Here is a 24153-nt window from a genome sequence, read left to right as displayed (position 1 = left end):
CCGGCGTCGGAACCCCGCACCCGAAGGGCAAAATGGAAGGCGTGTCTGCAGTGAGCGAACCGGCGAACCTCTACGAAGCGGTGGGCGGCGAACCCACGTTCCGCCGGATCGTCGGGCGGTTCTACGAGGAGGTGGCGCGGGACGAGATCCTGCGCCCGCTCTACCCCGAGGAGGACCTCGGCCCGGCCGAGGAGCGGTTCCGGCTGTTCCTCATGCAGTACTGGGGCGGCCCCCACACCTACTCCGACCAGCGCGGGCACCCGCGGCTGCGGATGCGGCACGCGCCGTTCAAGATCGGGCCGATCGAGCGGGACGCCTGGCTGCGCTGCATCCGGATCGCCGTCGACGAAGAGAACCTCGACGAGCCCTACCGGCAGCAGCTGTGGGCCTACCTCGAGATGGCCGCCCACAGCATGATGAACAGCTTCGTCTGATGAGAGCCGGGCCCGACTGGTGGCGGGATGCCGTGTTCTACCAGGTCTACGTGCGTTCGTTCGCCGACTCGGACGGCGACGGCGTCGGAGACCTGGAAGGCATCCACTCCCGGCTCGGTTACCTGGAGCTGCTGGGCGTCGACGCGCTGTGGCTGACCCCGTTCTACCGCTCCCCGATGGCCGACCACGGCTACGACATCGCCGACCCGCGCGACGTCGACCCGATGTTCGGCACCCTCGGCGACTTCGACGTGCTGCTGACCGAGGCGCACAAGCGCGGCATCAAGGTCACCGTGGATGTCGTCCCCAACCACACCAGCAACCAGCACGCCTGGTTCAAGTCGGCGATGGCGGCCGCGCCGGGCAGCCGGGAGCGCGAGCGGTACGTCTTCCGCGACGGCGTCGGCCCGAAGGGCGAGGACCCGCCCAACAACTGGGTCAGCGCGTTCGGCGGCCCGGCCTGGACCCGGGTGCCCGACGGCCAGTGGTACCTGCACCTGTTCGCGCCGCAGCAGCCGGACCTGAACTGGGCCAACCCCGAGGTTGCGGCCGACCTGGAGCGCACGCTGCGGTTCTGGCTCGAACGCGGGGTCGACGGCTTCCGGATCGACGTCGCGCACGGCATGGCCAAGCCGCCCGGCCTGCCGGACATGGACCCGCGCGCGAACGCGCTGGGCCCGAGCCACTACTACGACCCGCGGTGGGACCACGACGGCGTCCACGAGATCCACCAGATGATCCGCAAGGTGCTCGACGAGTTCCCGGACGCGATGGCCGTCGGCGAGATCTGGGTGACCGACGAGGAGCGGCTCTCCCGCTACCTGCGGCCCGACGAGCTGCACCTGGCGTTCAACTTCCGGCTGGTGCTGACCCATTTCGACGCCGACGCCATGCGCACGGCCATCGAGCGGTCCCTGGCGGTGCCGGCTCGCACCGGGGCGCCCGCGACCTGGACGCTGGGCAACCACGACGTCTGGCGCCAGGTCAGCCGCTACGGCGGCGGGCCCACCGGAGTCCGGCGCGCCCGGGCGATGGCGCTGGTCGAGCTGGCCCTGCCCGGCGCGGTCTACCTGTTCAACGGCGAAGAGCTCGGCCTGGCCAACGTGGACATCCCGGTCGCGGAGATGGCCGACCCGCGCGCGAAGACGAGCGGCGCCGAGTTCGGCCGCGACGTCTCCCGCGTCCCGCTGCCCTGGGAGGGCGACCTGCCGCCGTTCGGGTTCTCCCGCAACCCGCGCACGTGGCTGCCGATGCCGGCCGAGTGGGCCGGGCTGACGGTGGAGAAGCAGATCGAGGACGAGGACTCGACGCTTTCGCTGTACCGCCAGGCGATCGAGCTGCGCAAGACGCATCCGGCGTTCGGCGGGGAAGAGCTGGAGTGGTACGGCGCCCCGGCGGGGTGTTTCGCGTTCCGCCGCAAGGGCGGCGGGCTCGTGTGCGCGCTGAACACGTCGGCGAGCCCGATCGCGCTGCCGCCGGGCGAGGTGCTGCTGGCCAGCAGCCCGCTGGTGAACGGCAAGCTCCCGGCCGACGCGGCGGCCTGGCTGGTCTAGAGCGGGACCCACCGGCCGGGCTTGACGACTTCGGCCGCCTCCGGCGCCGTGCCGCGCGCGATCTGGTTGACCCGCTGGTGTGACAGGCCGACCAGGTCGGCGATCGCCCGCTGCGGGATTTGGCCGTTCAGCGTCGCGACCAGGCGGGCGCGGACACCTTCACGCCACCGCGTCACCTCTTCGGCGAGCCGGTCCGCCTCCTGGTACTGCAGGACGAGGTCGGTCGCGTCCGCGTCGTCGAACTCGTAGCGCCAGCGGAGGTGGAACCGCTCGGCCGGGAGACCCGTCAGGTTCGCGACCGTCTTCCGCATGCCGGGCTCGACGTCGGCGAACTGCTTGAACTCACCCTCGGCACCGTCGAGGCCGTCGGTCACCTTCGCCGTCCACAGACCGGCTTCGCGGGTCACGGCCACGGTGAACGCCGGGAACCTCATCAACTGGCTCACCTCCGGGAAGGCGCGGACCGTAACCAATCGGTCCCGAAGCTGTCAACCGCCCTGGTCGCCCGAGCCCGAGCCGTCGTCGAAGGCGCCGCTCGCCAGCCACGCCACGAGGGCCGCGGCCTGGAGGTAGGGCGCCGCTTGGGCGGCCGCCCGGCCCGCCGCTCGCGTGCGGCCCCACCTCTCAGGTCTTCCGGCGCGCTCCGGCGCCTGCTCACCCGGTGGGCGGTCACGCCGCCACGGCGTTTCCGAGGTGCGGACCTCGTCGAGGAAGTCCGCGGTCGGGTCGTCGTCCGGGGTCATGCCTCCAGCGTGCCACCGACCACCGGTGCACGCCCGAGCCGCAAGGATTCCGTAATCAGAACAGCAGCGGCAGCAGTGCGTGGCGGCGCCGGACGATCGCGCCGTAGCGGGCGTCCAGGCGCATCCACGAGTCCGTCGCCGTCACGCGGACGACGTCACCCTCGACGTCCGAATCCACGAAACCCATGCCGGACATCGCGAAGAGGCAGCGCATCTGGACCTTGATCTCGACCGAACCGCCGGTCACCGTCAGCACCGCCTGGTCCATCAGCGACGCCGGCGGGGTGCCGTGCGGGCCGGCGTTGTCCCTGGCCAGCGTCACGCCGCGGTCGGCGAGGTCCGCGACGACCGCCGCCGGAAGCTCGTCGACCAGCTGCCAGCGGCCCGGCGCCGGCAGCTCGCCGTGCCACAGCAGGTCACGCGCCGGGCCCGGGTCCATCCGTGGCCCGCCCGCCACCGTCAGCGCGGCGAGCAGCTCGTTGCCGGACACCGTGACGTCGCCGGGGGTGACGTCCCCGGCCACCGCGCGGGTGGCCAGGCACTCGAACGGCGTCGCCGTCCACGCCTCGACCACACCGTCACCGCGCTGGCGGAGCCGGACGGCCGTATTGCCGTCCAGCCGGACCGCGCGGGCGACGAACGCACCGAGGGTCTCCCGGTCCGCCGCGTCCGGCACGAACAACTCAGGCATCCGCGAACCCCTGCTTCAGAAACTCCGACTCGGGCGGGCTGAGCCTACGCGGCCGCAGCGCGACCGTGTCGTACGGCGCCAGCACCGTCTCCGCCGTCACCGCCACCGGATCCGCGGCGTCCGGCCCGGTGTGCACGCGGTAGGACAGCGTGAAGCTCGCCGCCCGCAGCTCGGTCAGGTCGATGTCGACGCGCAGCTGCTGCCCGGTCACCACGATCGGCGCCTTGTAGCCCACCGCCAGCCGGACCACGACGATGCCCTTCGGCAGCTGCTCGACGCCGGCCTTCACGGCCCCCTCGAACAGCAGCGGGATCCGCGCCTCTTCGAGCAGCGTCACCATCTTCGCGTGGTTGATGTGGCCGTAGACGTCCATGTCCGTCCAGCGGGGACGGACCAGCGAAACGTAGGTCACCGCACCGTGCTCCGGATCTGGCGCGCGGCCACCGAGAGCGTCGCCAGGTCGAGCCGGCCGGACTTGTGGATCTCGTCCAGCGCGACGCGCGCCCGCTGCAGCCGCGAGGAGTTCGTCTTCTCCCACTGGGCGATCTTGGCGTCGCCGGACGTCCCGGGATCGCTGTGCCGCAACGCGTCCAGCGTGATCGCCCGCAGCGAGCCGTAGACGTCGTCGCGCAGCGAAAGCCGGGCGAGCGCGTGCCAGCGGTTGCCGCGTTCGAGCGCGCTGATCTCGGTCAGCATCTTGTCGACGTCCAGGTGGTCCGAAAGCGCGTAGTACAGCTCGGCGGTTTCGGCCGGGCTGTGCGTCGCGTCCACGCCGATCTGCTGCTCGGCGAGCTCGGCCACCTCGGTGACGTCGAGCAGGCCGTAGGTGTGCAGCAGCAAGGAAACGCGGCGGGCGAGCCCCGGCGGGACGTTGCCCGCGATCAGCTCGTCGACGTGCGTCTGCACCGACTCCGCCTCGCGGCCGCGCAGCAGGTCGCCGATCTTCGGGACGAGCTCGCCGAGCACCCGGCCGAAGCGGTTGATCTCCGCCAGCGGCGCGAGCGGCTGCGGCCGGTTGGTGAGGAACCAGCGCGCGGCCCGGTCGAGCAGCCGCCGTGTCTCCAGCACCATCTCGTCGGCGACGTCGGTGTGCACGACGTTGTCCAGCGCGTCGATCTCCGCCCACAGCGCGGGCAGGTCGAACACGCGCGTCACCACCGCGTACGCGCGCACCGCGTCGGTCGCGGTCGCGTTCATCTCCTCCATCAGCCGGTAGACGAAGGAGATGCCCCCACCGTCGACGACCTCGTTGGCGATGAGCGTGGTGATGATCTGGCGGCGCAGCGGGTGCTCGCCGATCGCGGGGGCGAACCGTTCGCGCAACGGCTTCGGGAAGTACTCGGGCAGCCGGCCGGCGAACACCTGCGAGTCGGGCAGGTCGCTGGCCAGCAGCTCGTCCTTCAGCTCCAGCTTGACGTGCGCGAGCAGGGTCGCGAGCTCCGGCGAGGTCAGGCCCTTGCCCGCCTTCTCCAGCTCGCGGAACTCCGAGTTGCTCGGCAGCGCCTCGAGCTTGCGGTCGAACGCACCCGCGGACACCAGCGCCTGGACCTGCCGCGCGTGCACCGACAGCATCGGCGCGGCGTGCGCCCGGCTGACGCCGAGGACGGCGTTCTGCCGGTAGTTGTCGTCGAGCACGAGCGCGCCGACCTCGTCGGTCATCTCCACCAGCAGCTCGTTGCGCTGGGCCTCCTCGAGCTTCCCGGTCTGCACCAGGTGGTCGAGCAGGATCTTGATGTTGACCTCGTGGTCGGAGCAGTCGACGCCGGCCGAGTTGTCGAGCGCGTCGGTGTTGATCTTGCCGCCGGCGCGGGCGAACTCGATCCGGCCCAGCTGGGTCAGGCCGAGGTTGCCGCCCTCGCCGAACACCTTGACGCGCAGCTGCTTCCCGTCGACGCGGATGGCGTCGTTGGCCTTGTCCCCCGCGGCCAGGTGGGTCTCGGACTCCGCCTTGACGTAGGTGCCGATGCCGCCGTTCCAGAGCAGTTCCACCGGCGCCAGCAGGATCGCCTGGATGAGGTCCATCGGCGCGAGGGCGGTGACGCCCTCCTCGAGGCCGAGGGCCGCGTGGACCTGCGGGCTGATCGGGATCGACTTCGCCGACCGCGGATAGATCCCGCCGCCTTCGCTGATCAGCGAGCGGTCGTAGTCGTCCCACGAGCTGCGCGGCAGGTCGAACAGCCGGCGGCGCTCGGCGAACGTCGCCGCGGCATCCGGGTCCGGGTCGAGGAAGACGTGCATGTGGTTGAACGCCGCGACCAGCCGGATGTGCTCGGACAGCAGCATGCCGTTCCCGAAGACGTCACCCATCATGTCGCCGATGCCGACGACGGTGAAGTCCTCGGTCTGGGTGTCCTTGCCCAGCTCGCGGAAGTGCCGCTTGACGCTCTCCCAGGCGCCCTTCGCCGTGATGCCCATGGCCTTGTGGTCGTAGCCGACCGAGCCGCCGGAGGCGAAGGCGTCCCCGAGCCAGAAGCCGTACTTCGCCGACATCTCGTTGGCGATGTCGGAGAACTTCGCGGTGCCCTTGTCCGCCGCGACGACCAGGTACGAGTCGTCCGCGTCGTGCCGGACGACACCCGGCGCGGGCACGGTCTTGCCCTCGATCCGGTTGTCGGTCAGGTCGAGCAGGCCGGCGATGAACATGCGGTAGCAGGCGATGCCCTCGTTCAGCTGGGCGTCGCGGTCGATGCTCGCGTCGCCGGTCGCGACCGGCGGCATCTTGACGACGAAGCCGCCCTTCGCGCCGACCGGCACGATCACCGCGTTCTTCACCGCCTGCGCCTTGACCAGGCCGAGGATCTCGGTGCGGAAGTCCTCGCGCCGGTCCGACCAGCGCAGGCCACCGCGCGCGACCTCGCCGAAGCGCAGGTGCACACCCTCGACGCGCGGCGAGTAGACGAAGATCTCGAACCGCGGCCGCGGCTCGGGCAGGTCGGGCACCCCGGCCGGGTCGAGCTTGATCGCCAGGTAGCTCCGCGGGTTCCCGTCGAAGTCGGTGACGTGGTAGTTCGTCCGCAGCGTGGCCCGGATGACGGCCATCAGCCGCCGCAGGATGCGGTCTTCGTCGAGGCTGGTGACCTCGTCGATCATCGCGCTCAGCTCGCTCGCCAGCGCTTCGGTGGCGGCCTCGCGGTCGGTCTCGCCCAGCTGCGGGTCGAAGCGGGCCTCGAACAGCCGCAGCAGCTTCGTCGCGACCTGCGTGTGGTTCAGCAGCGTGTTCTGGATGTAGTCCTGGGAGAACGCGCTCCCGGCCTGGCGCAGGTACCGCGAGTACGCACGCAGCACGGCGGCCTGGCGCCAGGTGAGCCCGGCCCGCAGGACCAGGCCGTTGAGGCCGTCTACCTCGGCGTCCCCGCGCCAGGCGGCCTCGAAGGCGTCCTGGAAGCGGTCGCGCAGCGCCGTGATGGCTTCGGCGTCCGGCTTGGCCATCACCTTCTGGTCGATACGCAGGCCGAAGTCGTAGATCCAGCACGCGCCGCCGTCTTCGCGGTGCAGCTCGTACGGCCGCTCGTCGACCACCTCGACGCCCATCGCCTGCAGCACCGGGAGCACCTTCGACAGCGTCACGCCCTCGCCGCGCAGGTAGAGCTTGAACCGGCGCTCGCCGGGCTCGGCGTCGGCGGGCAGGTAGAACGACAGCGCGAGGTCGCCCTCGTCGGTCAGCGAATCGAGCGCGCGGAGGTCGGCGAGTGCCTCTTCGGCGGAGAAGTCCTCCCGGTAGCCCTCGGGGAAGACGCTCGCGAAGCGCTGGCCCTGCTCGGTCGCGGACTCCTCGCCGAGGACGCCGACGGCCACGCCGCCGTCGGAGCGCTCACGGCGTTCGTCGAGGACCGCCTCGACCATCCGGTCGTCCCAGCTGCGGACGGCGCCGTTGAGCCGGTCCTGGATCTTCGCCGTGTCCGGCTCCAGCCGGCGCGCGGGATCGGTGTGGACCATGAAGTGCACCTGCGCCAGGACGGTCTCGCCGATCCGCGCGCTGTACTCGAGCTGGGTGCCTTCGAGCTCTTCGAGCAGGACCTCCTGCATCGCCAGGCGCGAGCGCGTCGTGTAGCGGTCCTGCGGGAGGTAGACGAGGCACGAGTAGAAACGGCCGTACGGGTCGCGGCGCAGGAACAGCCGCAGCCGGCGGCGGTCCGACAGCGTGATCGCGCCGGTCGTCGTCGAGTACAGCGAGTCGGTGTCGGCGGAGAACAGGTCGGCGCGCGGCCAGTTCTGCAGCACCTCGAGCATCCGCTGGCCGGAGAAGGACTCCATCGGGAACCCGGCGCGGTGGATGACCTCGCGGACCCGCTTGCACACCACCGGGATGTCGAGCACGTTCTCGTGCAGCGCGGTGGTGGTGAACATGCCGAGGAAGCGGTGCTCGCCGGTGACGGTGCCTTCGGCGTCGAAGGTCTTCACCCCGACGTAGTAGGGGTAAACCGGCCGGTGCACGGTCGACGGCGCGCTCGCCTGGGTCAGCACCAGCAGCGTCGGCGAGAGCGCGGAGGCGGCGGTGTCCGGGCCCGCGGTGAGGCCGCGGGCGGCGAGGCTGTCCTGGCGCAGCACGCCGAGCCCGGAGGCCAGGACCGCGCGCAACGCGGGGTCGTCGGCGTCCGGGTGCGGGTTGTCGATCAGCTCGTAACGGCGGTAGCCGAGGAAGGTGAAGTGCCCGTCGGCCAGCCAGCGCAGCAGCCGGGCGCCCTCGGCGACCTCGGCCTGCGGCAGCTGCGGCGGGTCCGTCTCCAGCTCTTCGGCGAGCTGGCAGGCGGTCTGGGCCATCTTGTCGGCGTCTTCGACGACCTCGCGGACGTCACCCAGCACGCTGGAGAGCCGGTTGTCGAGCTCGCGGGCGCGGTTCGGGTCGGTGACGAAGTCGATCTCGATGTACATCCACGACTCGGCGGCCGAGTTCGCCGGCGGCGCGGCCGGGTCGGCGTCCGGGTGGACTTCCTGCAGCTCACCGGTGAGATCGCGGGTGACGACGACGATCGGGTGGACGATCCGCTGCACCTGCACGCCGTCCCGGGCGAACTCGGCGGCGATCGAGTCGACCAGGTAGGGCATGTCGTCGGTGACCACCTGCACGACGGTGGCTTCGCGCGCCCAGCCGTCTTCGGCGACGGTGGGGTTCAGCAGCCGCACGGCCGGGCGGCCGGGCATCCGGTGCTTGGCGAGCTGCAGCTGCGAGCGGACGGCGCCGACCAGGTTGACGGGCTCGTCGCCGACGATCTCTTCGGCCGGGATGTGCCGGTAGTAGAGCCGGATGAGCTCCCCGATCTCCGGCGCCAGGCCGGCGGCGGCGTCGATCAGGTCGTCCCTGATCTGCTCCGGGCTGGCCGGGGAGCGCTGGCCGAACTCGGGTTCGGTTTCGGCTCCGGTTCCGGGTAGGGACGAGACTCCGGTCGAGCTCATTTGAGGCAACTCTCCAGTATGCGTGAGGTGGCACCGTGCCGGTTCGGCTCTGAACCGGACCACCCCACACTAATGCGCCGCGCCCACTGATCACACGAAGACCCGGGGGGTTGGTTCGTGGGGAAAACCCCTACCCGGCCTGCGAATTCGCGTGATCGGTCAAGCTACTGACGGGTTGTGTCCGGCCCGGGCGCGCGGCGCTGACCAGCCGCGCTCAAGGGCCGTCACCGGCCACGGAGCCATCATGATCGGTTCAGCTGAGGGTGATGTGAGGGGGCCGACGCCGTTCGGCGAACGGTGACGGCCGGTCGGCGACCCCGCAAGTGCGACCGATCCCACTGCGACGCGCCCGGCGTGATTCGGCGACGGGCTGGGGTGGTTCGGCGACCGAGAGGGGTGCGGCGGGGGTGAACCCCGGCAAAACCGGCGATTCGGTGCGAGACCGCCGTCGCGATGAATCCACCTCGTCGCCACGCAAAACTGGCACCACGCCAGTCATCGCGAACCGCAGTGGCGCAGGGCCGCCGGGTCAGTCGCCGGAGCCGTGGCGGCGGGAGTCCGAAACCTCCGCGCCGTGACCGTTGCGGCCGTGGCCGTTGCGGCGGCCCGTGTCCTGCGACCCCAGCTTCTTGACGAGCGCGGCCGCACTGGCCGTGCCCGCCTGGTGCTCGGCGAGCGCGCGGGCGAGGAGGTCGGCGAGCCCGGCGTCCGGCGGCGGCTCGTCCTCCGCGATGGCGCGGGCGTAGCTCTCCGGGAACGGCGCGGTCGCCGGCGTCCAGTGGCCGAAGTCCTCCATCGGCTCCAGCGACGGCGGCATCCGCAGCCGCGGCAGCCAGGGCTCGACCTCGTCGCGGTAGTCCGGCGCCGACGGCGGCTCGTCCTCGGGCCGCGGCGGCGGGGCGAGCTCCGGCTCGGGCCGCGACGGCTCCTCGGCACGCGCTTCGGCGTCCTCCGCCCGCCTGCGGCCGCCCCCGGCGCCACCACCCGAGGAGGAGATGCCGAGCCGGTCGAGCACCGACCGCGCGGCTTCGGAGCCGTGCTCGGCATCGTGCCGCGTCGACGGCTGCGGCTCCCGACGCCCACCGGGCTCCCACGGCTCCCGCTCGGCGGCCGGCTCGGGCGCGAGCGGCAAGGCGGGCGTGACGCGCGTGGGCGCCGACTCCCGTTCGGCTTCGGTCTCCTTCAGCCGCGCCTCCGCGAGGGCGGCCCAGGAGAACTTGGTCTTCCCGCCGTCGACGGGCGTGGGCGCCTCGGGGGTGCGTTCCGGACGCACCTCGACCGGTTCCGCCGAAAAGTCCGGCTTCGCCCGCCGCCCCGGCACCGCGGGCCGCGACTCGGGCGACTCCGCCCGGAACTCCGGTTCCCTGCGCTGTCCCGGCGACGCCTCGGCCGCTTCCGGCCGATACCCCGATCCGGCGGACCGCACCTCGGGCTCCGGCTCGGCACGCTTCCCAGTCGACGCAGACCGCACCTCGACCGGCTCCGCCCGCCGCTCCGGCGCGGGTCGCACCTCGACCGGCTCCGGCCGGAACTCCGGCTCCGCCCGCCCCACCGGCCCGGACCGCACCTCGATCGGCTCAGGACGAGCAGCCGGGCGCTCCGGACGTCGCTCGACGACCACCGGTTCCGGCCGCACCCGCGGTTCGGGCCGCCGGGCCGGCGCGGGTTCGTCGCGCACCGCGGGCATCAGCGTCGTCTCGGCGGCGTCCGCGGTCACCTTGGGCCGCTCGAACGACCACGCGGGCGCCGGCTGCCGGGGCGCCGGGTTCTCCTCGCGGCCGAACGACCACGCGGGCGTCCGCGGCTCGGCGGGCTGCGGCGCGGCAGGAGCGGCCGGCGGCGAAACCGGCTCGGCCGCGACCACCGGCACCGCCCGTGACGGCACCGCCTTCAGCACCTCGTCGAGATCGACCGAAGCGGGCTCACCCGAGCCGAACTCGCCGGCCAGGACGTTGCACGCCTGCCGCCGGGCCCGCGCGTGCAGCTGCTCGGCCGCCCGCGATCGGTACAGGCATGCGATGGCTTCCTCGGGCTGGCCGAACCGCTCCTGCAGCTGCGCCAGCTCCAGCCACAACCGGGCGGTGACGGCGGACATGCCGTGCCGGTCGGTGCTCGCCACGGCTTCGCGGACGAGCTCGATCGCCGCCTCGCCGGCACCGGCGGGCAGCATGATCCGCGTCGCGACGGCCAGCCGCAGCCAGCCCGCCGGCGCGATGCCCGCCGCTCGCACGGGTTCGGCCAGCACCGGCTCGGCGATCTCGTACGCCATTTCGGTGTCACCGCGGTCGAGCAGCGTGCTCACCAGCAGCAGCACGAGCCGGATCCGGACGAGGCCGCCGTCGTCGGCCGGGTTGTCGAGCTTCTCCAGGAAGCCGAGCCCCGTCCGCGCCGCGTCGGCCGCCGCCGTCAGGTCGCCGTGGCGACGCCGGTGGGCCGCCGTGCCGACGCGCAGCAGCGCCCGCACCAGCAGCTGGGTGTCCGCGCCGAGGGACTCGTCACCGAGGACCAGCTTGTCCGCCTCGACGAGCGCCCGGTCCAGTTCGGTTTTCCGGCCCAGCAGACCGAGGCAGCCGACCAGGTGGGTCAGCGCGGCGGCGCGGTGGACCGGCGACACGACCGGGTCGGTCAGCACCGGCCGCAGCGCGGCGAGCCCGGTCAGCGGCACGCCCAGGCCGCGGGCGCAGACGGCGAGGTCGATGCGCAGGCGGGCGGCGATGTCGCCGTACCCGGCGTGCTCGGCCGCGCGCAACGCCGCGACCGCGCGCCCGACCGTGCCCGGCCGGTCGCCGAGCCGGACGCGCGCGGACACGACCAGGCTCTCGGCCCGGATCCACTGCTCGTCGGCGCCGGCGGCCTCGGACAGCGCGGCGGCGCGCTCCCCGAGCACGAGTGCGAGCTCGGGCGCCCGCAGGTGCAGGGCGTCCGCCCGCTCGATCAGCCGGCCGACTGCGGAGAGGGTTCCCCCGGCATTGGCGGAGCGCCCGCTCTCCTCCCGGGAGAACGGGCCCGTCCGGTGCGCTTTGCTGGCTTCCACGGGGAAACCCGCCCCCTCAGTCGCGGGTCAGCTTGCGGTGGGTGACACGGTGCGGGCGGGCGGCCTCGGCGCCCATCCGCTCCACCTTGTTCTTCTCGTACCCTTCGAAGTTGCCCTCGAACCAGAACCACTGCGCGGGGTTCTCGTCGGTGCCTTCCCAGGCCAGGATGTGCGTCGCGACCCGGTCGAGGAACCACCGGTCGTGGGAGATCACCACGGCACAGCCGGGGAACTGCTCCAGCGCGTTCTCCAGCGAGCCCAGCGTCTCGACGTCCAGGTCGTTCGTCGGCTCGTCGAGCAGGATCAGGTTCCCGCCCAGCTTGAGCGTCAGCGCCAGGTTGAGCCGGTTGCGCTCGCCACCGGAGAGCACGCCCGCCGGCTTCTGCTGGTCCGGGCCCTTGAAACCGAACGCGCTGACGTAGGCGCGCGACGGCATTTCGGTCTGCCCGACGTGGATGTAGTCCAGCTCGTCGGAGACGACCTGCCAGACCGTCTTCTTCGGGTCGATCCCGCCGCGGTTCTGGTCCACATAGGACAGTTTGACCGTCTCGCCGATCTTGACGACGCCGTCGTCCGGCTCCTCGAGCCCCACGATCGTCTTGAACAGCGTGGTCTTGCCGACGCCGTTCGGGCCGATCACGCCGACGATGCCGTTGCGCGGCAGGTCGAACGACAGGCCGTCGATGAGGACACGGTCGTCGAAGCCCTTCTTGAGCTTCTCGACCTCGACCACGACGTTGCCCAGCCGCGGGCCCGGCGGGATCTGGATCTCTTCGAAGTCGAGCTTGCGGTGCTTGTCCGCCTCCGCCGCCATCTCCTCGTAGCGGTCGAGCCGCGACCGGGACTTGGTCTGGCGCGCCTTCGCGTTGGACCGCACCCACTCGAGCTCGGTCTTCAGGCGCTTGGCGAGCTTCGCGTCCTTCTTGCCCTGGACCTCGAGGCGCTCGCGCTTCTTCTCCAGGTACGTCGAGTAGTTGCCCTCGTAGCCGACGACGCGGCCGCGGTCCAGCTCCATGATCCACTGGGCCACGTTGTCCAGGAAGTACCGGTCGTGGGTCACGGCCAGGACGGCGCCGGCGTAGCGGGAGAGGAACTGCTCCAGCCACAGGACACTCTCGGCGTCCAGGTGGTTGGTGGGCTCGTCGAGCAGCAGCAGGTCCGGCGCGGAGAGCAGCAGCTTGCACAGCGCGACGCGGCGGCGCTCACCACCGGAGAGGTGCGCGACGCCCTCCTCGGGCGGCGGGCAGCGCAGCGCGTCCATCGCCTGCTCGACGGTCGAGTCGAGCTCCCAGGCGTCGGCGTGGTCCAGCTCCTCCTGGAGCTGGCCCATCTCCTCCATCAGCGCGTCGCTGTAGTCGGTCGCCATCAGCTCGGCGATCTCGTTGTAGCGGTCGAGCTTGGTCTTGATCTCGCCGAGGCCCTCCTCGACGTTCCCCCGGACCGTCTTCTCCTCGTTGAGCTCCGGCTCCTGCATGAGGATGCCGACGCTCGCGCCCGGCTGGAGGAACGCTTCGCCGTTGCTGGCCGTCTCGATCCCCGCCATGATCTTGAGAACGGTGGACTTACCGGCACCGTTCGGCCCCACCACGCCGATCTTGGCGCCGGGGTAGAACGCGGTGCTGACGTCGTCGAGGATGACCTTGTCCCCGACGGTCTTGCGCACCTTCTTCATGGTGTAGATGAACTCGGCCATACGCACGATCGTAGAGCGCACGTGATCGCGACCTGACGCCGGTCACCGTCGGACTACCGAAAGTCAGCCCGGGATCACCGGGAGAACACCGAAACCGCCGTTTTGCCCCGCTCCGGACCCAGGCTCAAGCTCAACCAGAAGTCGAGACTCAGTCGGCGCGCTTGCCCTCGGCGAGGTTCTTCAGCATCGCGTTGTAGGCGTTCAGCTCTTCGTCGCCGGTCGCCGCTTCGCGCCGGTCACGCCGCTTCGCCTCGCGCTCGTCCTGGCGCGACCACTGCACCAGCAGCGCGATCAGCACCAGCAGCACCGGCAGCTCGCCGGACGCCCAGGCGATGCCGCCGCCGAGCCGCTGGTCGGTGAGCAGGTCCGGCACCCACGGCAGGTGCAGCTGGCTGTAGAACGCCTGCCCGATCACGGTCTGCTTGCTCATCAGGATGACGCCGAAGAACGCGTGGAACGGCATCGCGGCGAACATCATCCCGAGCCGGCCGAGGTACGGGATCCGCCGCGGCGCCGGGTCGACGCCGATCACCGGCCAGTAGAAGACGTACCCCGCGAGCAGGAAGTGCGCGTTCATCGCCAGGTGCGCCCAGTGGTAGTTCAGCGCGTTGTCGAACAGCCCCGAGAAGTACAGCGCGTAGAACGAGCCGACGAACAGCAGCAGCGCGACCACCGGGTGGGTGAGGAACCGCGACACCGGGGAGTGCACCGCCGAGACGAGCCACTCGCGCGGGCCTGGCGGCGCGTCCTTGCCCGCCGCCGGCAGGGCGCGCAGCGCGAGCGTCACCGGCCCGCCGAGCACGAACAGCACCGGCGCCACCATCGACAGCAGCATGTGGTTGCCCATGTGCACGCTGAACATCGCGGGCGCGTACCGGCCGATGCCCGAAGACGTCGCGATCAGCAGGACGACGCAGCCGGCGATCCAGGCGACCGTGCGGCCCACCGGCCAGGTGTCACCCCGGCGGAGCAGCCGCCGGACCCCGGCGAGGTACAGGCCGCCGACGACCAGCGCGAGCGTGCCGTAGACCAGGTCGAACCGGGTGTCGAAGAGCAGCCGCCACACCGTCGGCGGGCCGTCGAGGTTGTAGCCGATCAGCAGCTCGGTGGTGGACGGCTGGGTGACCGCGTCCGCCGGTGGCGGCGTCCGGGCCAGTCCGGCGGCGATGCCGATCGTCACGAACATAATCAGGATCTCGACCGCGGCCAGCCGCATCAGCTGGCCGCCGCCCTTGCCGTCGACGAGGTCCGCGACGCCCTTCTGCCGTTGCTGGTGGCCGAAGACCCCGAGCAGCAGCAGCGCGACCGTCTTCGCGACGACCAGGAGGCCGTAGTCGGTGGTGAACAGGTCGTTCAGGCCGATCCGGACCAGCGCGTTGACCACACCGGAGATCGCCATCACGATCCAGCAGACCAGCGCCAGCCGCGAGAACCGCTGCGCGGCCAGGCTCAGGTGGTTCCCGCGCCGGTAGCCGAGCGCGAGCAGCGCGACCAGCCCGCCGACCCACAACGACGCGGCGACCAGGTGGAACAGCAGGCTGTTGGTGGCGACGTCGTGCGAGCCGCCCGACGCCGAGTGCCCGGTGACCGCGACCGGGACCAGCCCGCCGACGGCCAGGAAGAACAGCACCGCCGTCCAGCCCCACGACAGCGCGAGCCGGCAGCCGAGCGCGACCAGGACCGCGATCAGCGCCGTCCACAGCCAGGCCTTCGGCTGCTCGATGGCGCCGACGAGGTCGAGCAGCGTCTGCGGGTCCAGGACGTCGCCGAACGGCTTCCCGGCGGTGTCGGCGGCGGTGAAGGCGACCGAGAGCAGCGCCGCGGCGAACCACACCCAGGCGGCGATCCCGGCCGCGCGCAGGGCGCCGTAGCCCTCGGCGCCGAGCGTGCCGGACTTCTGCGGCGGCACCAGGAACGCGGCCAGCAGCAGCGACCCGACGCAGATCACCGACGCGGCTTCCGACAGCACGCGCATGACGGTGATGCCGTACTTGGTCACCAGGCCCGGATCCGGCAGGCCGGCGATGACGTACCCGGCCCCGCCGGTGAGCGCGATCAGCCCGATCGCGACGACCGCGGCCAGCAGCACGCCGACCGAAACGAGGGGTAGCACGCTGGCCCGGCGCTGCGAGGGGACGCCGGTTTTCGTCACGGACTGCTCGGACACGCCCCTGAGCGTATGCCCCGGCCGGGTCATGCCCGCGTGACGGGCAGGATGGCAGCGTGAAGATGATCCTCCTGCGGCACGCCGAGTCGCTCGGCAACGTCGACGAGCTCGCCTACACGCGGATCCCGGACCACGCCCTGCCGTTGACCGACGCGGGCCGCAAGGAGGCCGCCGCGGTGGCCCCGGAGATCGTCCGGCTGCTCGGCGGCGCGCGTCCCGCCGTGTACGTCAGCCCGTACCTGCGCACCCGGGAAACGTTGCGGCTGCTGGACATCGAGGCCGCGTGCGAGCGGCTGCTGCAGGAGCCGCGGCTGCGCGAACAGGACTGGGGCAACCTCCAGGACCCGGCCGAGCAGGAGCTCCAGAAGGCGCGGCGCAACGAGTTCGGGCACTTCTTCTACCGGCTGCCGTTCGGCGAGTCCGGCGCGGACGTCGACGACCGCGTCGCCGCGTTCCTCTCCGACCTGCGGCAGCGCGACGAAACTCACCCCGAGACCGTGCTGATCGTCTCGCACGGGCTCACGCTGCGGCTGCTGTGCCGCCGCCTCTTCGGCTGGAGCATCGAGCTGTTCGAGTCGCTGTCCAACCCGGCGACCTGCGAATACCGCGTCCTCGAGGAGCACGGCGGCAAGTGGACGCTGGACCGCCCGTTCGCCCAGTGGCGGGACTCACCCGACGGGGAAACGCAGCTCTAACGGCGCGGTCAGCACGACCCGGGTGCCCTGGCCGGGCGCCGAGTCGATCCGGGCTCCGCCGCCGATTTCGGCCATCCGGGCGTGGATCGAGTTCTCGATGCCGAACCCGGCGCGGTGCGCGCCGGTGTCGAAGCCGGTCCCGTGGTCGCGCACGGACACCGTGACGACGTTTTCGCGCGCTTCGAGGCACACGACGGCTGTGTAGGTTTTCGCGTGCTTCAACGTGTTTCGCAGCGCTTCGCGGGCCGCGTCGTGCAGCGCGTTGACAACGGCTTCGGGCACGTCGGACGGCTTCGCGAGCGTGACGAGGTCGACGCGCAGGCCGTCCGCCGTCATCTCGACCGCGAGCGCGCCCAAGCGGTGTTCGAGGCCACCCGGCTCCGCGGGCACGGCGCCGTCCAGGCTCAGCCGCAGGCGCAGGGCGTGCGCGCGGGCGGTCCGGCGGACCTGGTCGAGGCTGCCGACCGGGTCGAGCGCGTCCCGGGGCGCCGGCAGCGCGAGCGACTCCATCACCTGCAGCACGGTGTCGTGCACGTCCCGGCGGTGCCGTTCCCGCTCGGCGGCCCGGCCGCGCTGCTCGCCCAGCCCGAGCGCGAACCGCATCGACCCGGCGACCAGCAGCACGATCGCCAGCGCCGTCAGGGCGGCCGCGACCAGGGCGAGCAGGATCCACGTCGCAGGCGCGGGCGTGCCCGACAGCTCGGCCATGCCGTAGCGCAGCAGCACGGCGCCGAGGATCGCCACCGCACCGGCGGGCGCCCCGCGCAGCAGCGTCCACACCATGACCGTGCCCATGATGTTCGGCCAGGTCAGCGTGAGCAGGTCGGGTGAGTGCGCCGCGAACACGGCCGCGGCCAGGCTCGTGACGAGTGTGTACGCGGTGTCGGCGGCCAGCACCGGCTTGATGCCGGCGGCCCGCTGGAAGACCCAGGCCACCTCGAGCAGGTTCGGCACCAGGTAGAGCGCGACGGCCAGCCAGAGCACCGGCGCGCTCAGCGGGCCGCCGGCCCAGACCGCCTGCAGGAACAACGCGAGCCGGAACGCGACCGGCACGAGCACCAGCCGCGGCACGGCGCCCTGCACCAACGGAAATCCTGCCCCTCCGGCGAGCGCCCCCGCTCCGCCGAGCAGCACAGTTCTCACGACGTCCTCCCCGGATCAAGGCCCCTACCCTGACCAGCCCACCTGAAACCGTAACGTCGGTGTATTCATTTCAGCTTACGACGCGATCAGCTTGCCCCGTGCGCTTCCGCGCTGTCAACGGGGGTGGGGACCGTAGGGTCTGTCCGGGAAGAGACGCGGCCCGGGAGCGCCCGGCTCCCGGGTTTTTGTCACGATTCGACCGTCAGCGCGGCGTCTTCCCGCCGCCGGGCCCGGCGGGCGCCGAGCGCGGCGGGCAGGATCAGGGCGGCGACCGCGGCGACAAAACCGAACGCGACACCGTAGTTCGTCACCTGCGCGATGCCGCCGACGATCGGCGGCCCGCCGAGGAAGCCCGTGTAGGCGATGGCCGTGACGAAGCCGATCTCGCGCTCGCCGCCGGTGCCGTCACCGCGTTTCCCGGCGTCCCCGGCGAGGCTGAGCGCGAGCGGGAACGACGCGGCGAGACCCGCGCCGGCCAGCGCGAACCCGGCGTAGCCGACGGCCGCGACGGGGACGGTGGCCGTGGCGAGCAGCCCGGCGGCCGCCACCGCGGCGCCCACGGCGAGGCAGCGGGTCGGGCCGAACCGCCGCTGGGTCCACGGGCCGGCCAGCCGGACCAGCGCCATGACCAGCTGCAACCCGGCGAACGCCAGGGCCGCCGCCCCCTGGCCGACACCGCGTTCGGCCGTCATCAGCAGCGCGGACCAGTCCGAAGCCGCGCCTTCGGCGATGGCCGAGCACAAGGCGACCGCGGCGAGCAGCCACAGCACCGGACGGCGGATCGGCGCCCGGCTGCGGGTCACGACGGGCGCTTCGGTGTGCTCGGGGTTGATGCCCGGCACCGCGCGGACCACGAGCAGCAGCACGACGACTGCGACGACGGCGGCCACGGTGAGGTGGCGCGCCGGGGACCAGCCGTGGCCGGCGGCGAGGCCCGCGGCCAGTGAGCCGGCGAGCGCGCCGAAGCTGAACCCGGCGTGGAACACCGCCATGACCGGCTTGCCGGCCCGGCGTTCGACGGCCACGGCGGCGACGTTCATCGCGACGTCGAGCATCCCGACGCTCACGCCGATCACGAGCAGCGCGCCGGCCAGCAGCGGCACGTTCGGCGCGTAGCCGATCAGCACCAGCGCCACGGCGGCCAGCGTGGTGCTCCCGGCGACGACCGCGCGGGCCCCGGCCCGTTCGATGAGCCGTCCCGACACCGAGGCGGCGGCGAGCATGCCGACGCTGGCGCCGAGCAGGGCCAGGCCGAAGATCCCCGGGGACGCGTGCACCTGCGCGGCCAGCGCGGGCGTGCGCGACGCCCACGAGCCGAGCGCGAGCCCGTTGAGGGCGAACACGGTGAACACCGCGGTCCGCATGGCTGCCCCTTCCGTCGTGCGCTTCGGGGAGTGTCTCGCAGGCCGGCTGCGCATAACATCGCCTCCCCCTCCCCGCAAGACCTCCCGCGAAGTTGTGGACAACCATTCCCCCACCGGGTGACCGGCGCCCACTTGTCCACAGAATCGAATTTGCGGGCTGACAAATCCCCGCCCGCCCGCCAATCTGGAATCACACGTTCACCGCGGCCCCCAGAGCCGCGACTCCCGAGGGGAAACCATCATGTCTTCACTGCGCCTTCGTGCCCGCGTCCCGCACCTGCTGATCATGGCCGCGCTCAGCCTGCTGACCTGCACCGGAGCGGCCCAGGCCGCCTCCGCCGCGGAGGATCCGGGTTGCCAGAAGGGCGAGTTCTGCCTGTGGTCGTCGAACGTCTACGAAGGGGACACACAGCGTTTCGACCTGCGCACCGCGAATCCCGGGGAATGCATTCCCCTGCCGGAAGGATTCGCCGGCTGGTCGTTCGCGAATCTGATGAGCCGCGACGTCACGGTGTACCAGAGCGAGGAATGCTCGACGGAGGGCGATTTCACGACGTACCCGGGCGGCGGCACGTACGTCCCGGACGCGCCGTTCGTGGTCCGCGGCATCCAGATCTGGGAGTGACCGAGTGACCCGGGCCCGAGCCCGCCGCCCGCTCCAGGGGGAGCCGGCTCGCGGCGGCGGCCGGGCCCGCCCGGGGCCGCTCCCCCCGAACAGCGGCCCCACCCGTGGGCGCACCACTGCGGCGTGGCGCGCCCACGGGCCCCTAACCAGCGGCTCGCCGCCTGTGGCCGCCCACAGCACCGGGCCTCACGCCTGGTTCCGAGCGGCGACTGCCCGCAGGAGCCGGCTCATGACGACCGGTTCCGCCCGGCTTCCTCGCCGCAGCGGCTGCGGCCTGGCACGAGTGCAGGCCCGGGGCACCTCTCCATCTGCGGTTCAGTGTCCGGCTGGCCCGCCTCCGGATCCCGTCCGGCGGGGCATCTCTCCGCGGCAGTTGCGAACGGCCCCTGGGCCGATTCGCAGGCGGGCGGGCGCCCCTCTGCGGCTGCGACCTGGTGCTCAGGACCGGCCAGGCCAAGCAGGCACCTCTTCGCAGCACCGGCGCCCTGGTGTCCGGCACCGGCCAGTCCCAGCAAGCACCTCACCACCCACAGCTGCAGCCCCGCCCCAGAACCAGCCAGGCCCAGCAAACACCCCACCACCGCACCTGCAGCCCGACATCCCAGCTGGCCCGCCTCCGGCTCCCGCCCGGCGGGTATCTCTCCGCGGCAGTTGCGAACGGCCCCCGGCCCGATTCGCAGGCGAGCAGGCGCCACCAGCGGCTGCGGCCTGGCGTCCAGTACCGCTCAAGGCTGAGCAGGCACCTCTCCGCAGCATCTGCGGCCTGGTGTCCAGCACCGGCCAGGCTCACCACCCCCAGCTGCAGCCCGGCACCCAGAACGAGTCGAGACCCAAGCAAGCACCCCACCACCGCAACTGCAGCCCGGCACTCAGAACCAGCCAGGCCTCGCAGACACCCGTCACCGCCCTGCAGTCCTGCGCCCATGACCAGTCGAGACCCAGCAAGCACCCCACCACAGCAGCTACAGCCCGACATGCCAGCCGGCCCACTACCGATTCCGCTCCGCCGGGCGTCCTCTCCACCGCTGTTGCAACCCGGCGTCCAGCACTTGCCCCGTCCTACCCGCTCCCCGACCCACCGCAACCGCGGCGGCCCTTCCCCAGCCGGGCGCGTCGTTTCCACCAGCGGCGTCGCCAACCCCACCTGCGACAGCTCCTCAACCGCGCCCAGCACCGATGTCGAACCAACCGACCGTCCCACACCTCGGAAAGCTTCGAGGCCCACCGAAGTCCCGCCCCACCGCAGTTCGCCCCACACCACCAGAACACCCACGAACCCACCTGGGAAAGCCCATGCCACCGATCACCCTCACCGACCGGCTTCACCCGACCGGGCGTCACCCGCCCACCACGCCCGGGTGGCATTGGTCCGTACAACCACCGCCGGTGGTTCGCCCCCGCGCGACATCACCCCCGCCGCGCCCCGAAATTACGTCGAACGAGACCTGAAACGATTCGCCGGTGTCGAACGATCGAGAGAGTGGCGACGACTAAGCTGCGGATGCCGGGCGACCGGCGAGACCGGCACAGGTCGTCGGCGCTGGCCCTCGTAGCTCAGCTGGACAGAGCAAGAGCCTTCTAATCTCTAGGTCGCAGGTTCGAGTCCTGCCGGGGGCGCCACCAGGGAAGACGCCGTGCGCGGGGCGCGCACGGCTTCCCTTTCGACCAGTGACCGGCCCCACATCGGCGGGCACCCACTGTGGACGGTCAGCGTCCCCGCGCCGCGACCGGACGTCGCACCGCGCGAGCGGCCAAGTGGCCCAACCGCTCCCTACCGAGCTCCACTCGAGACAAGCTTGTTATCTGGGCGGCAATTCACCATTCCTGCGCGCCGCAATCGAACGATCACATTGAGCGATAGGACCGACATGACCGACCACCCCTCCGCCGGCCGGCACCGGCGCCGCCGGGCCAACCGGGTCGCCCGCGCGCAGCTGGACGAAGCGCGCCGCGCCGGGCTCGTCCAGCGGCACCTCAGGAAACTGCGGCACCTCGGTGAGCGCGACACCCCCGAGACGGCGTTGCTCCCCGACTCGCCGCACGTCATCGGCACCACCATCACCGGCCGGACGCACAGCCCCAGCACCCCGCCCCGCACCACCGAGCCGCCGTCGCTCCACCTCGCGCCCGGCGAGACACCCGGACTCGGCATCCCGCCCTCCTCCGCGCCGGCGTACTACTCCACCGCAGGTCGAACACGCAAACCCGGCTCCCCCACGGAAACGCCGCTGTCCGGTCCCGGCGCCCCACCCTCCACAGCGGATGCCGCCTGAGTCAATCGAGAAGAAGGCGCCCGCCGGATCGACGCTAGTTTGAACCCAACCGAATCGGCGAGCCAGGAGTGGCCGTGCGCATCTTGTTCACCACCGTCGGTCTCCCGGGCCACCTCTTCCCGCTGGTTCCGCTCGCCTGGGCCTGCCGCGCGCGCGGGCACGAGGTTTTGGTTGCCACCACGGAAGATTTCCGGCCGACCGCCGTCCGCACGGGCCTGCCGGTCGTGGCGTGGAGCAGTTCCGGTGGTGTCGCCGACGTCGCCGCGACGGATCAGGCCACCGAAGACGAGCGGTTCGCCCACGGCCTCGCGTTCGCGAAAATCGCGCGGCGCAGCCTTTCCGGCGCGGACGAGGTCATCCGGGACTGGCGGCCCGATCTGGTCGTGAGCGAAAAGGCCGAGCTGGCCGGGCCGGTCGTCGCGGCCGGGCGCGGGCTGCCGCGCGTCGAACTGCACTGGGGCGCCGCGCACCTGGCGGAGTACCGGGCCGCGTGGGAAGCCGAGTCGGGCAGCCCCGCGCCCGAGGCCGACGTCCTGCTGAACCCGTGGCCGCCGAGCCTGCGGGCCGCTTACGCCGAGGCCCACCAGAGCATCCGGCACGTCGCCCACAGCGGGGACGCGTCGCTGCCCCGCTGGCTGATCGGCGCCCGGCGTTCACCGCGCATCTGCCTGACGTTCGGCACCCTGCTGCCGCACCTCGGCTCGCGGGACGTCGGCGGGTTCATGGTGCCGCTGCTGCGGCAGCTGAGCTCGCTGGACGTCGAGCTGGTGGTCGCGATCGACGACCAGGTGGCCGCGTCGTGGCCGGCCTTGCCCGAGCAGGTGCGCCACGCCGGCCGGCTGCCGCTCGCCGAGGTGCTGCCCACCTGCTCGGCGGTGATCCACCACGGCGGGCAGGGCACCACGCTGACCGCGTTCGCCGCCGCCTGCCCGCAGGTGGTGATCCCGCAGTTCGACGACGCCTTCGACAATGCGGAGGCCGCGGTCAAGGCCGGCACGGGAATCATGCTGCTCCCGGCGGAGGCGACGATCGAGGCCGTGCGCCGCGCTTGCCGCGAGCTCCTCGAGTCGCCCGACCACCGGACGGCGGCGGAGCAGGTGGCGGCGGAGATCGCCACCCAGCCGAGCCCGGCCGACATCGCCGCGCGGCTGGAAGACCGGACCTGACACCGTGGGGATCTTCACGCCGGAGCCGGGAAACCGCGACCACGTCTCATCTTCAGGCAGCACCGGCGGGGAATCTCCCGCTGTGCTAACAAAAGCCGGTCCTGTGACGGTCAAGCCGCCTGGCGGCCCGATCCCGGGGCGCTTTCTTCCCCGGCTGCGGAGGCCGGGAACGTGCTGTGTCCCGGATGCACGGCCACGTACCGCACTTCGCCGTCCAGCAGGACTTCGACGTCCGTGCGTTCGCCCGGAACGAACGCTCCGCCGCAGACGGCGCACGTCTGCTGGCGTTCGGCCGCGCTCATCGGGCTTCCTCACACGGGGAGTATGCAGAAAGCCCGGGGATCCGCTGGGGTTCAACGCTTTCGGTCATCATGCACCTCGAAGGGGTTGCGCAGTGGATATTTCACACCCGTCCAGCTCACCGCACTTCACGGCCGCGGGGCTTCTCGTCCGTTGCGCACCGGTCCGGCGGGCCGGTTTCCCGCAAGGTGGCGGTACCGGCGGTAGTCATCCCGGCCACGGTGGGCAATCTCGGAGATGCCGGGGCGTTTCCCGCACCGACAGACTTGAGTGGATATCACCACGGGGGAGGAACCCGGCCTGAGGCCGGACCTTCGGCGGGCCGTCTCGCGCACGTCCGAGCCCGCTCTTCCCGCCCCTCGGCGTGCGCTCGTTGGGAGGCCAGCGGGATGGCTATGCGCCTCCAGCTCATCGCGGGTTTCGAGGTGCTCGAGGAATGGTCGGCCAAGGCGACGCAGGCCGAGCGAAACATCGTCTACGAGGCATTGTTCGCGATCGGGGACGGCTCGGTTTTTCTCATCTACGACGTCTTCGGTGACCCCGAGCACATTTACAATTTCGTCATTCTGGTGAAAGCCGACCTGACCCTCAAGGTCGCCATCAACCGGAATGAGTCCTCGTTCGAAATCCGGTACGTCGGCACGCTCGACGACGACGCCGCGGCTGCGGCCGGTGCGGCCCTCGTCGCCGAGGTCGAGGCGGACGTGGACATCGACGAGCCTTGACCCGTTCGCGAACGGCCACTACTCCGAACGTCGCAGTCCCCAGGTGATCCGCGCCGCCGCTCGCGCGGATCACCCGCGGTGATCGTGTATCCGTCATCTTGCGATGCTTCCGTCGCTCTGGAATCCTCGGCCTTGTTGGCTCATCGGGGGTTC

General features: G+C 71.8%; 18 protein-coding genes and 1 tRNA gene. 8 read left to right on the top strand and 11 right to left on the bottom strand.

The annotated features are described in order from the left end of the window. Positions 1-50: 50 nt before the first annotated feature. Positions 51-434: a globin gene (locus ACZ63E_RS44655; RefSeq protein ID WP_326960134.1), complete on the top strand. Its 384-nt coding sequence runs from the start codon at positions 51-53 to the stop codon at positions 432-434. Then, on the top strand, positions 434-1987 hold the full coding sequence (locus tag ACZ63E_RS44650) for a glycoside hydrolase family 13 protein (protein ID WP_465342388.1): 1554 nt from the start codon (positions 434-436) through the stop codon (positions 1985-1987). The genes ACZ63E_RS44655 and ACZ63E_RS44650 overlap by 1 nt, the downstream gene beginning before the upstream one ends. On the opposite strand, the gene ACZ63E_RS44645 is transcribed toward ACZ63E_RS44650, so the two are convergent. The 8 genes from ACZ63E_RS44645 to ACZ63E_RS44610 all read right to left on the bottom strand — a co-directional run bounded on the left by ACZ63E_RS44645 (position 1984) and on the right by ACZ63E_RS44610 (position 15709). Next, positions 1984-2421: a hypothetical protein gene (locus ACZ63E_RS44645; protein ID WP_465313241.1), complete on the bottom strand. Its 438-nt coding sequence runs from the start codon at positions 2419-2421 to the stop codon at positions 1984-1986. The two genes, ACZ63E_RS44650 and ACZ63E_RS44645, sit on opposite strands and share 4 nt — an antisense overlap. A 54-nt stretch (positions 2422-2475) precedes the next feature. After that, positions 2476-2730: a hypothetical protein gene (locus tag ACZ63E_RS44640; RefSeq protein ID WP_465313242.1), complete on the bottom strand. Its 255-nt coding sequence runs from the start codon at positions 2728-2730 to the stop codon at positions 2476-2478. A 55-nt stretch (positions 2731-2785) separates the two neighbouring features. Continuing rightward, entirely contained in the window at positions 2786-3421 is a 636-nt protein-coding gene (locus tag ACZ63E_RS44635; RefSeq protein WP_465342387.1) for a DUF8010 domain-containing protein, read from the bottom strand. Beyond that, positions 3414-3833, bottom strand: coding sequence for an acyl-CoA thioesterase (locus tag ACZ63E_RS44630; RefSeq protein ID WP_465313244.1), 420 nt, complete (start codon positions 3831-3833; stop codon positions 3414-3416). Before ACZ63E_RS44630 ends, ACZ63E_RS44635 begins: the two co-directional genes overlap by 8 nt. Further along, positions 3830-8815, bottom strand: coding sequence for an NAD-glutamate dehydrogenase (locus ACZ63E_RS44625; protein WP_465342386.1), 4986 nt, complete (start codon positions 8813-8815; stop codon positions 3830-3832). Before ACZ63E_RS44625 ends, ACZ63E_RS44630 begins: the two co-directional genes overlap by 4 nt. Positions 8816-9344: 529 nt before the next feature. Then, a complete protein-coding gene (locus ACZ63E_RS44620; protein ID WP_465342385.1) occupies positions 9345-11849 on the bottom strand; it encodes a hypothetical protein in 2505 nt (834 codons plus the stop codon). A 16-nt stretch (positions 11850-11865) separates the two neighbouring features. Next, entirely contained in the window at positions 11866-13542 is a 1677-nt protein-coding gene (ettA, locus tag ACZ63E_RS44615; protein WP_465342383.1) for an energy-dependent translational throttle protein EttA, read from the bottom strand. 148 nt (positions 13543-13690) lie between these two features. Next, a complete protein-coding gene (locus ACZ63E_RS44610) occupies positions 13691-15709 on the bottom strand; it encodes a bifunctional copper resistance protein CopD/cytochrome c oxidase assembly protein (RefSeq protein ID WP_465342382.1) in 2019 nt (672 codons plus the stop codon). 56 nt (positions 15710-15765) lie between these two features. On the opposite strand from ACZ63E_RS44610, the gene ACZ63E_RS44605 reads away from it, so the two are divergent. Next, positions 15766-16404, top strand: a complete 639-nt coding sequence (locus ACZ63E_RS44605; RefSeq protein ID WP_465342381.1) for a phosphoglycerate mutase family protein — start codon at positions 15766-15768, stop codon at positions 16402-16404. Here ACZ63E_RS44605 and ACZ63E_RS44600 read toward each other — a convergent pair. Both ACZ63E_RS44600 and ACZ63E_RS44595 read right to left on the bottom strand, forming a co-directional pair. Further along, positions 16378-17538, bottom strand: a complete 1161-nt coding sequence (locus ACZ63E_RS44600; RefSeq protein WP_465342399.1) for a sensor histidine kinase — start codon at positions 17536-17538, stop codon at positions 16378-16380. The genes ACZ63E_RS44605 and ACZ63E_RS44600 overlap by 27 nt on opposite strands. Before the next feature lie 197 nt (positions 17539-17735). Next, positions 17736-18911 carry an MFS transporter gene (locus ACZ63E_RS44595; RefSeq protein WP_465342380.1) on the bottom strand — a complete coding sequence of 392 codons (1176 nt, stop codon included), beginning with the start codon at positions 18909-18911 and terminating at the stop codon, positions 17736-17738. A gap of 241 nt (positions 18912-19152) precedes the next feature. Here ACZ63E_RS44595 and ACZ63E_RS44590 point away from each other — a divergent pair, with 241 nt between their 5' ends. The 4 genes from ACZ63E_RS44590 (at position 19153) to ACZ63E_RS44575 (ending at position 22975) form a co-directional block, all read left to right on the top strand. Then, positions 19153-19536: a peptidase inhibitor family I36 protein gene (locus ACZ63E_RS44590; protein ID WP_465342379.1), complete on the top strand. Its 384-nt coding sequence runs from the start codon at positions 19153-19155 to the stop codon at positions 19534-19536. Between the two features lie 1543 nt (positions 19537-21079). Further along, positions 21080-21156, top strand: a tRNA-Arg gene (locus ACZ63E_RS44585). A 248-nt stretch (positions 21157-21404) separates the two neighbouring features. After that, complete coding sequence (locus ACZ63E_RS44580; RefSeq protein WP_465342378.1) at positions 21405-21809, top strand: hypothetical protein; 405 nt, start codon at positions 21405-21407, stop codon at positions 21807-21809. 74 nt (positions 21810-21883) lie between these two features. Next, positions 21884-22975 carry a nucleotide disphospho-sugar-binding domain-containing protein gene (locus ACZ63E_RS44575; protein WP_465342377.1) on the top strand — a complete coding sequence of 364 codons (1092 nt, stop codon included), beginning with the start codon at positions 21884-21886 and terminating at the stop codon, positions 22973-22975. 110 nt (positions 22976-23085) lie between these two features. On the opposite strand, the gene ACZ63E_RS44570 is transcribed toward ACZ63E_RS44575, so the two are convergent. Continuing rightward, entirely contained in the window at positions 23086-23277 is a 192-nt protein-coding gene (locus ACZ63E_RS44570) for a hypothetical protein (protein ID WP_465313255.1), read from the bottom strand. Positions 23278-23670: 393 nt separating this feature from the next. Between ACZ63E_RS44570 and ACZ63E_RS44565 the strand changes: the two genes are divergently transcribed. Next, positions 23671-24000: a DUF6235 family protein gene (locus ACZ63E_RS44565; RefSeq protein ID WP_465342376.1), complete on the top strand. Its 330-nt coding sequence runs from the start codon at positions 23671-23673 to the stop codon at positions 23998-24000. Positions 24001-24153 lie beyond the last annotated feature (153 nt).

Source organism: Amycolatopsis sp. NPDC104819 (assembly GCF_055583145.1).
Note: the sequence above shows the minus strand (reverse complement) of the source record. Positions and strands in the feature narration are given on the sequence as shown.

Bases quoted from the DNA above. Each gene is read 5' to 3' on its own strand.
- ACZ63E_RS44650 (WP_465342388.1), top strand. From the start codon at position 434: ATGAGAGCCGGGCCCGACTGGTGGCGGGATGCCGTGTTCTACCAGGTC.
- ACZ63E_RS44645 (WP_465313241.1), bottom strand. From the start codon at position 2,421: ATGAGGTTCCCGGCGTTCACCGTGGCCGTGACCCGCGAAGCCGGTCTG.
- ACZ63E_RS44640 (WP_465313242.1), bottom strand. From the start codon at position 2,730: ATGACCCCGGACGACGACCCGACCGCGGACTTCCTCGACGAGGTCCGC.
- ACZ63E_RS44635 (WP_465342387.1), bottom strand. From the start codon at position 3,421: ATGCCTGAGTTGTTCGTGCCGGACGCGGCGGACCGGGAGACCCTCGGT.
- ACZ63E_RS44625 (WP_465342386.1), bottom strand. From the start codon at position 8,815: ATGAGCTCGACCGGAGTCTCGTCCCTACCCGGAACCGGAGCCGAAACC.
- ettA (WP_465342383.1), bottom strand. From the start codon at position 13,542: ATGGCCGAGTTCATCTACACCATGAAGAAGGTGCGCAAGACCGTCGGG.
- ACZ63E_RS44595 (WP_465342380.1), bottom strand. From the start codon at position 18,911: ATGCGGACCGCGGTGTTCACCGTGTTCGCCCTCAACGGGCTCGCGCTC.
- ACZ63E_RS44590 (WP_465342379.1), top strand. From the start codon at position 19,153: ATGTCTTCACTGCGCCTTCGTGCCCGCGTCCCGCACCTGCTGATCATG.
- ACZ63E_RS44580 (WP_465342378.1), top strand. From the start codon at position 21,405: ATGACCGACCACCCCTCCGCCGGCCGGCACCGGCGCCGCCGGGCCAAC.
- ACZ63E_RS44570 (WP_465313255.1), bottom strand. From the start codon at position 23,277: ATGAGCGCGGCCGAACGCCAGCAGACGTGCGCCGTCTGCGGCGGAGCG.
- ACZ63E_RS44565 (WP_465342376.1), top strand. From the start codon at position 23,671: ATGCGCCTCCAGCTCATCGCGGGTTTCGAGGTGCTCGAGGAATGGTCG.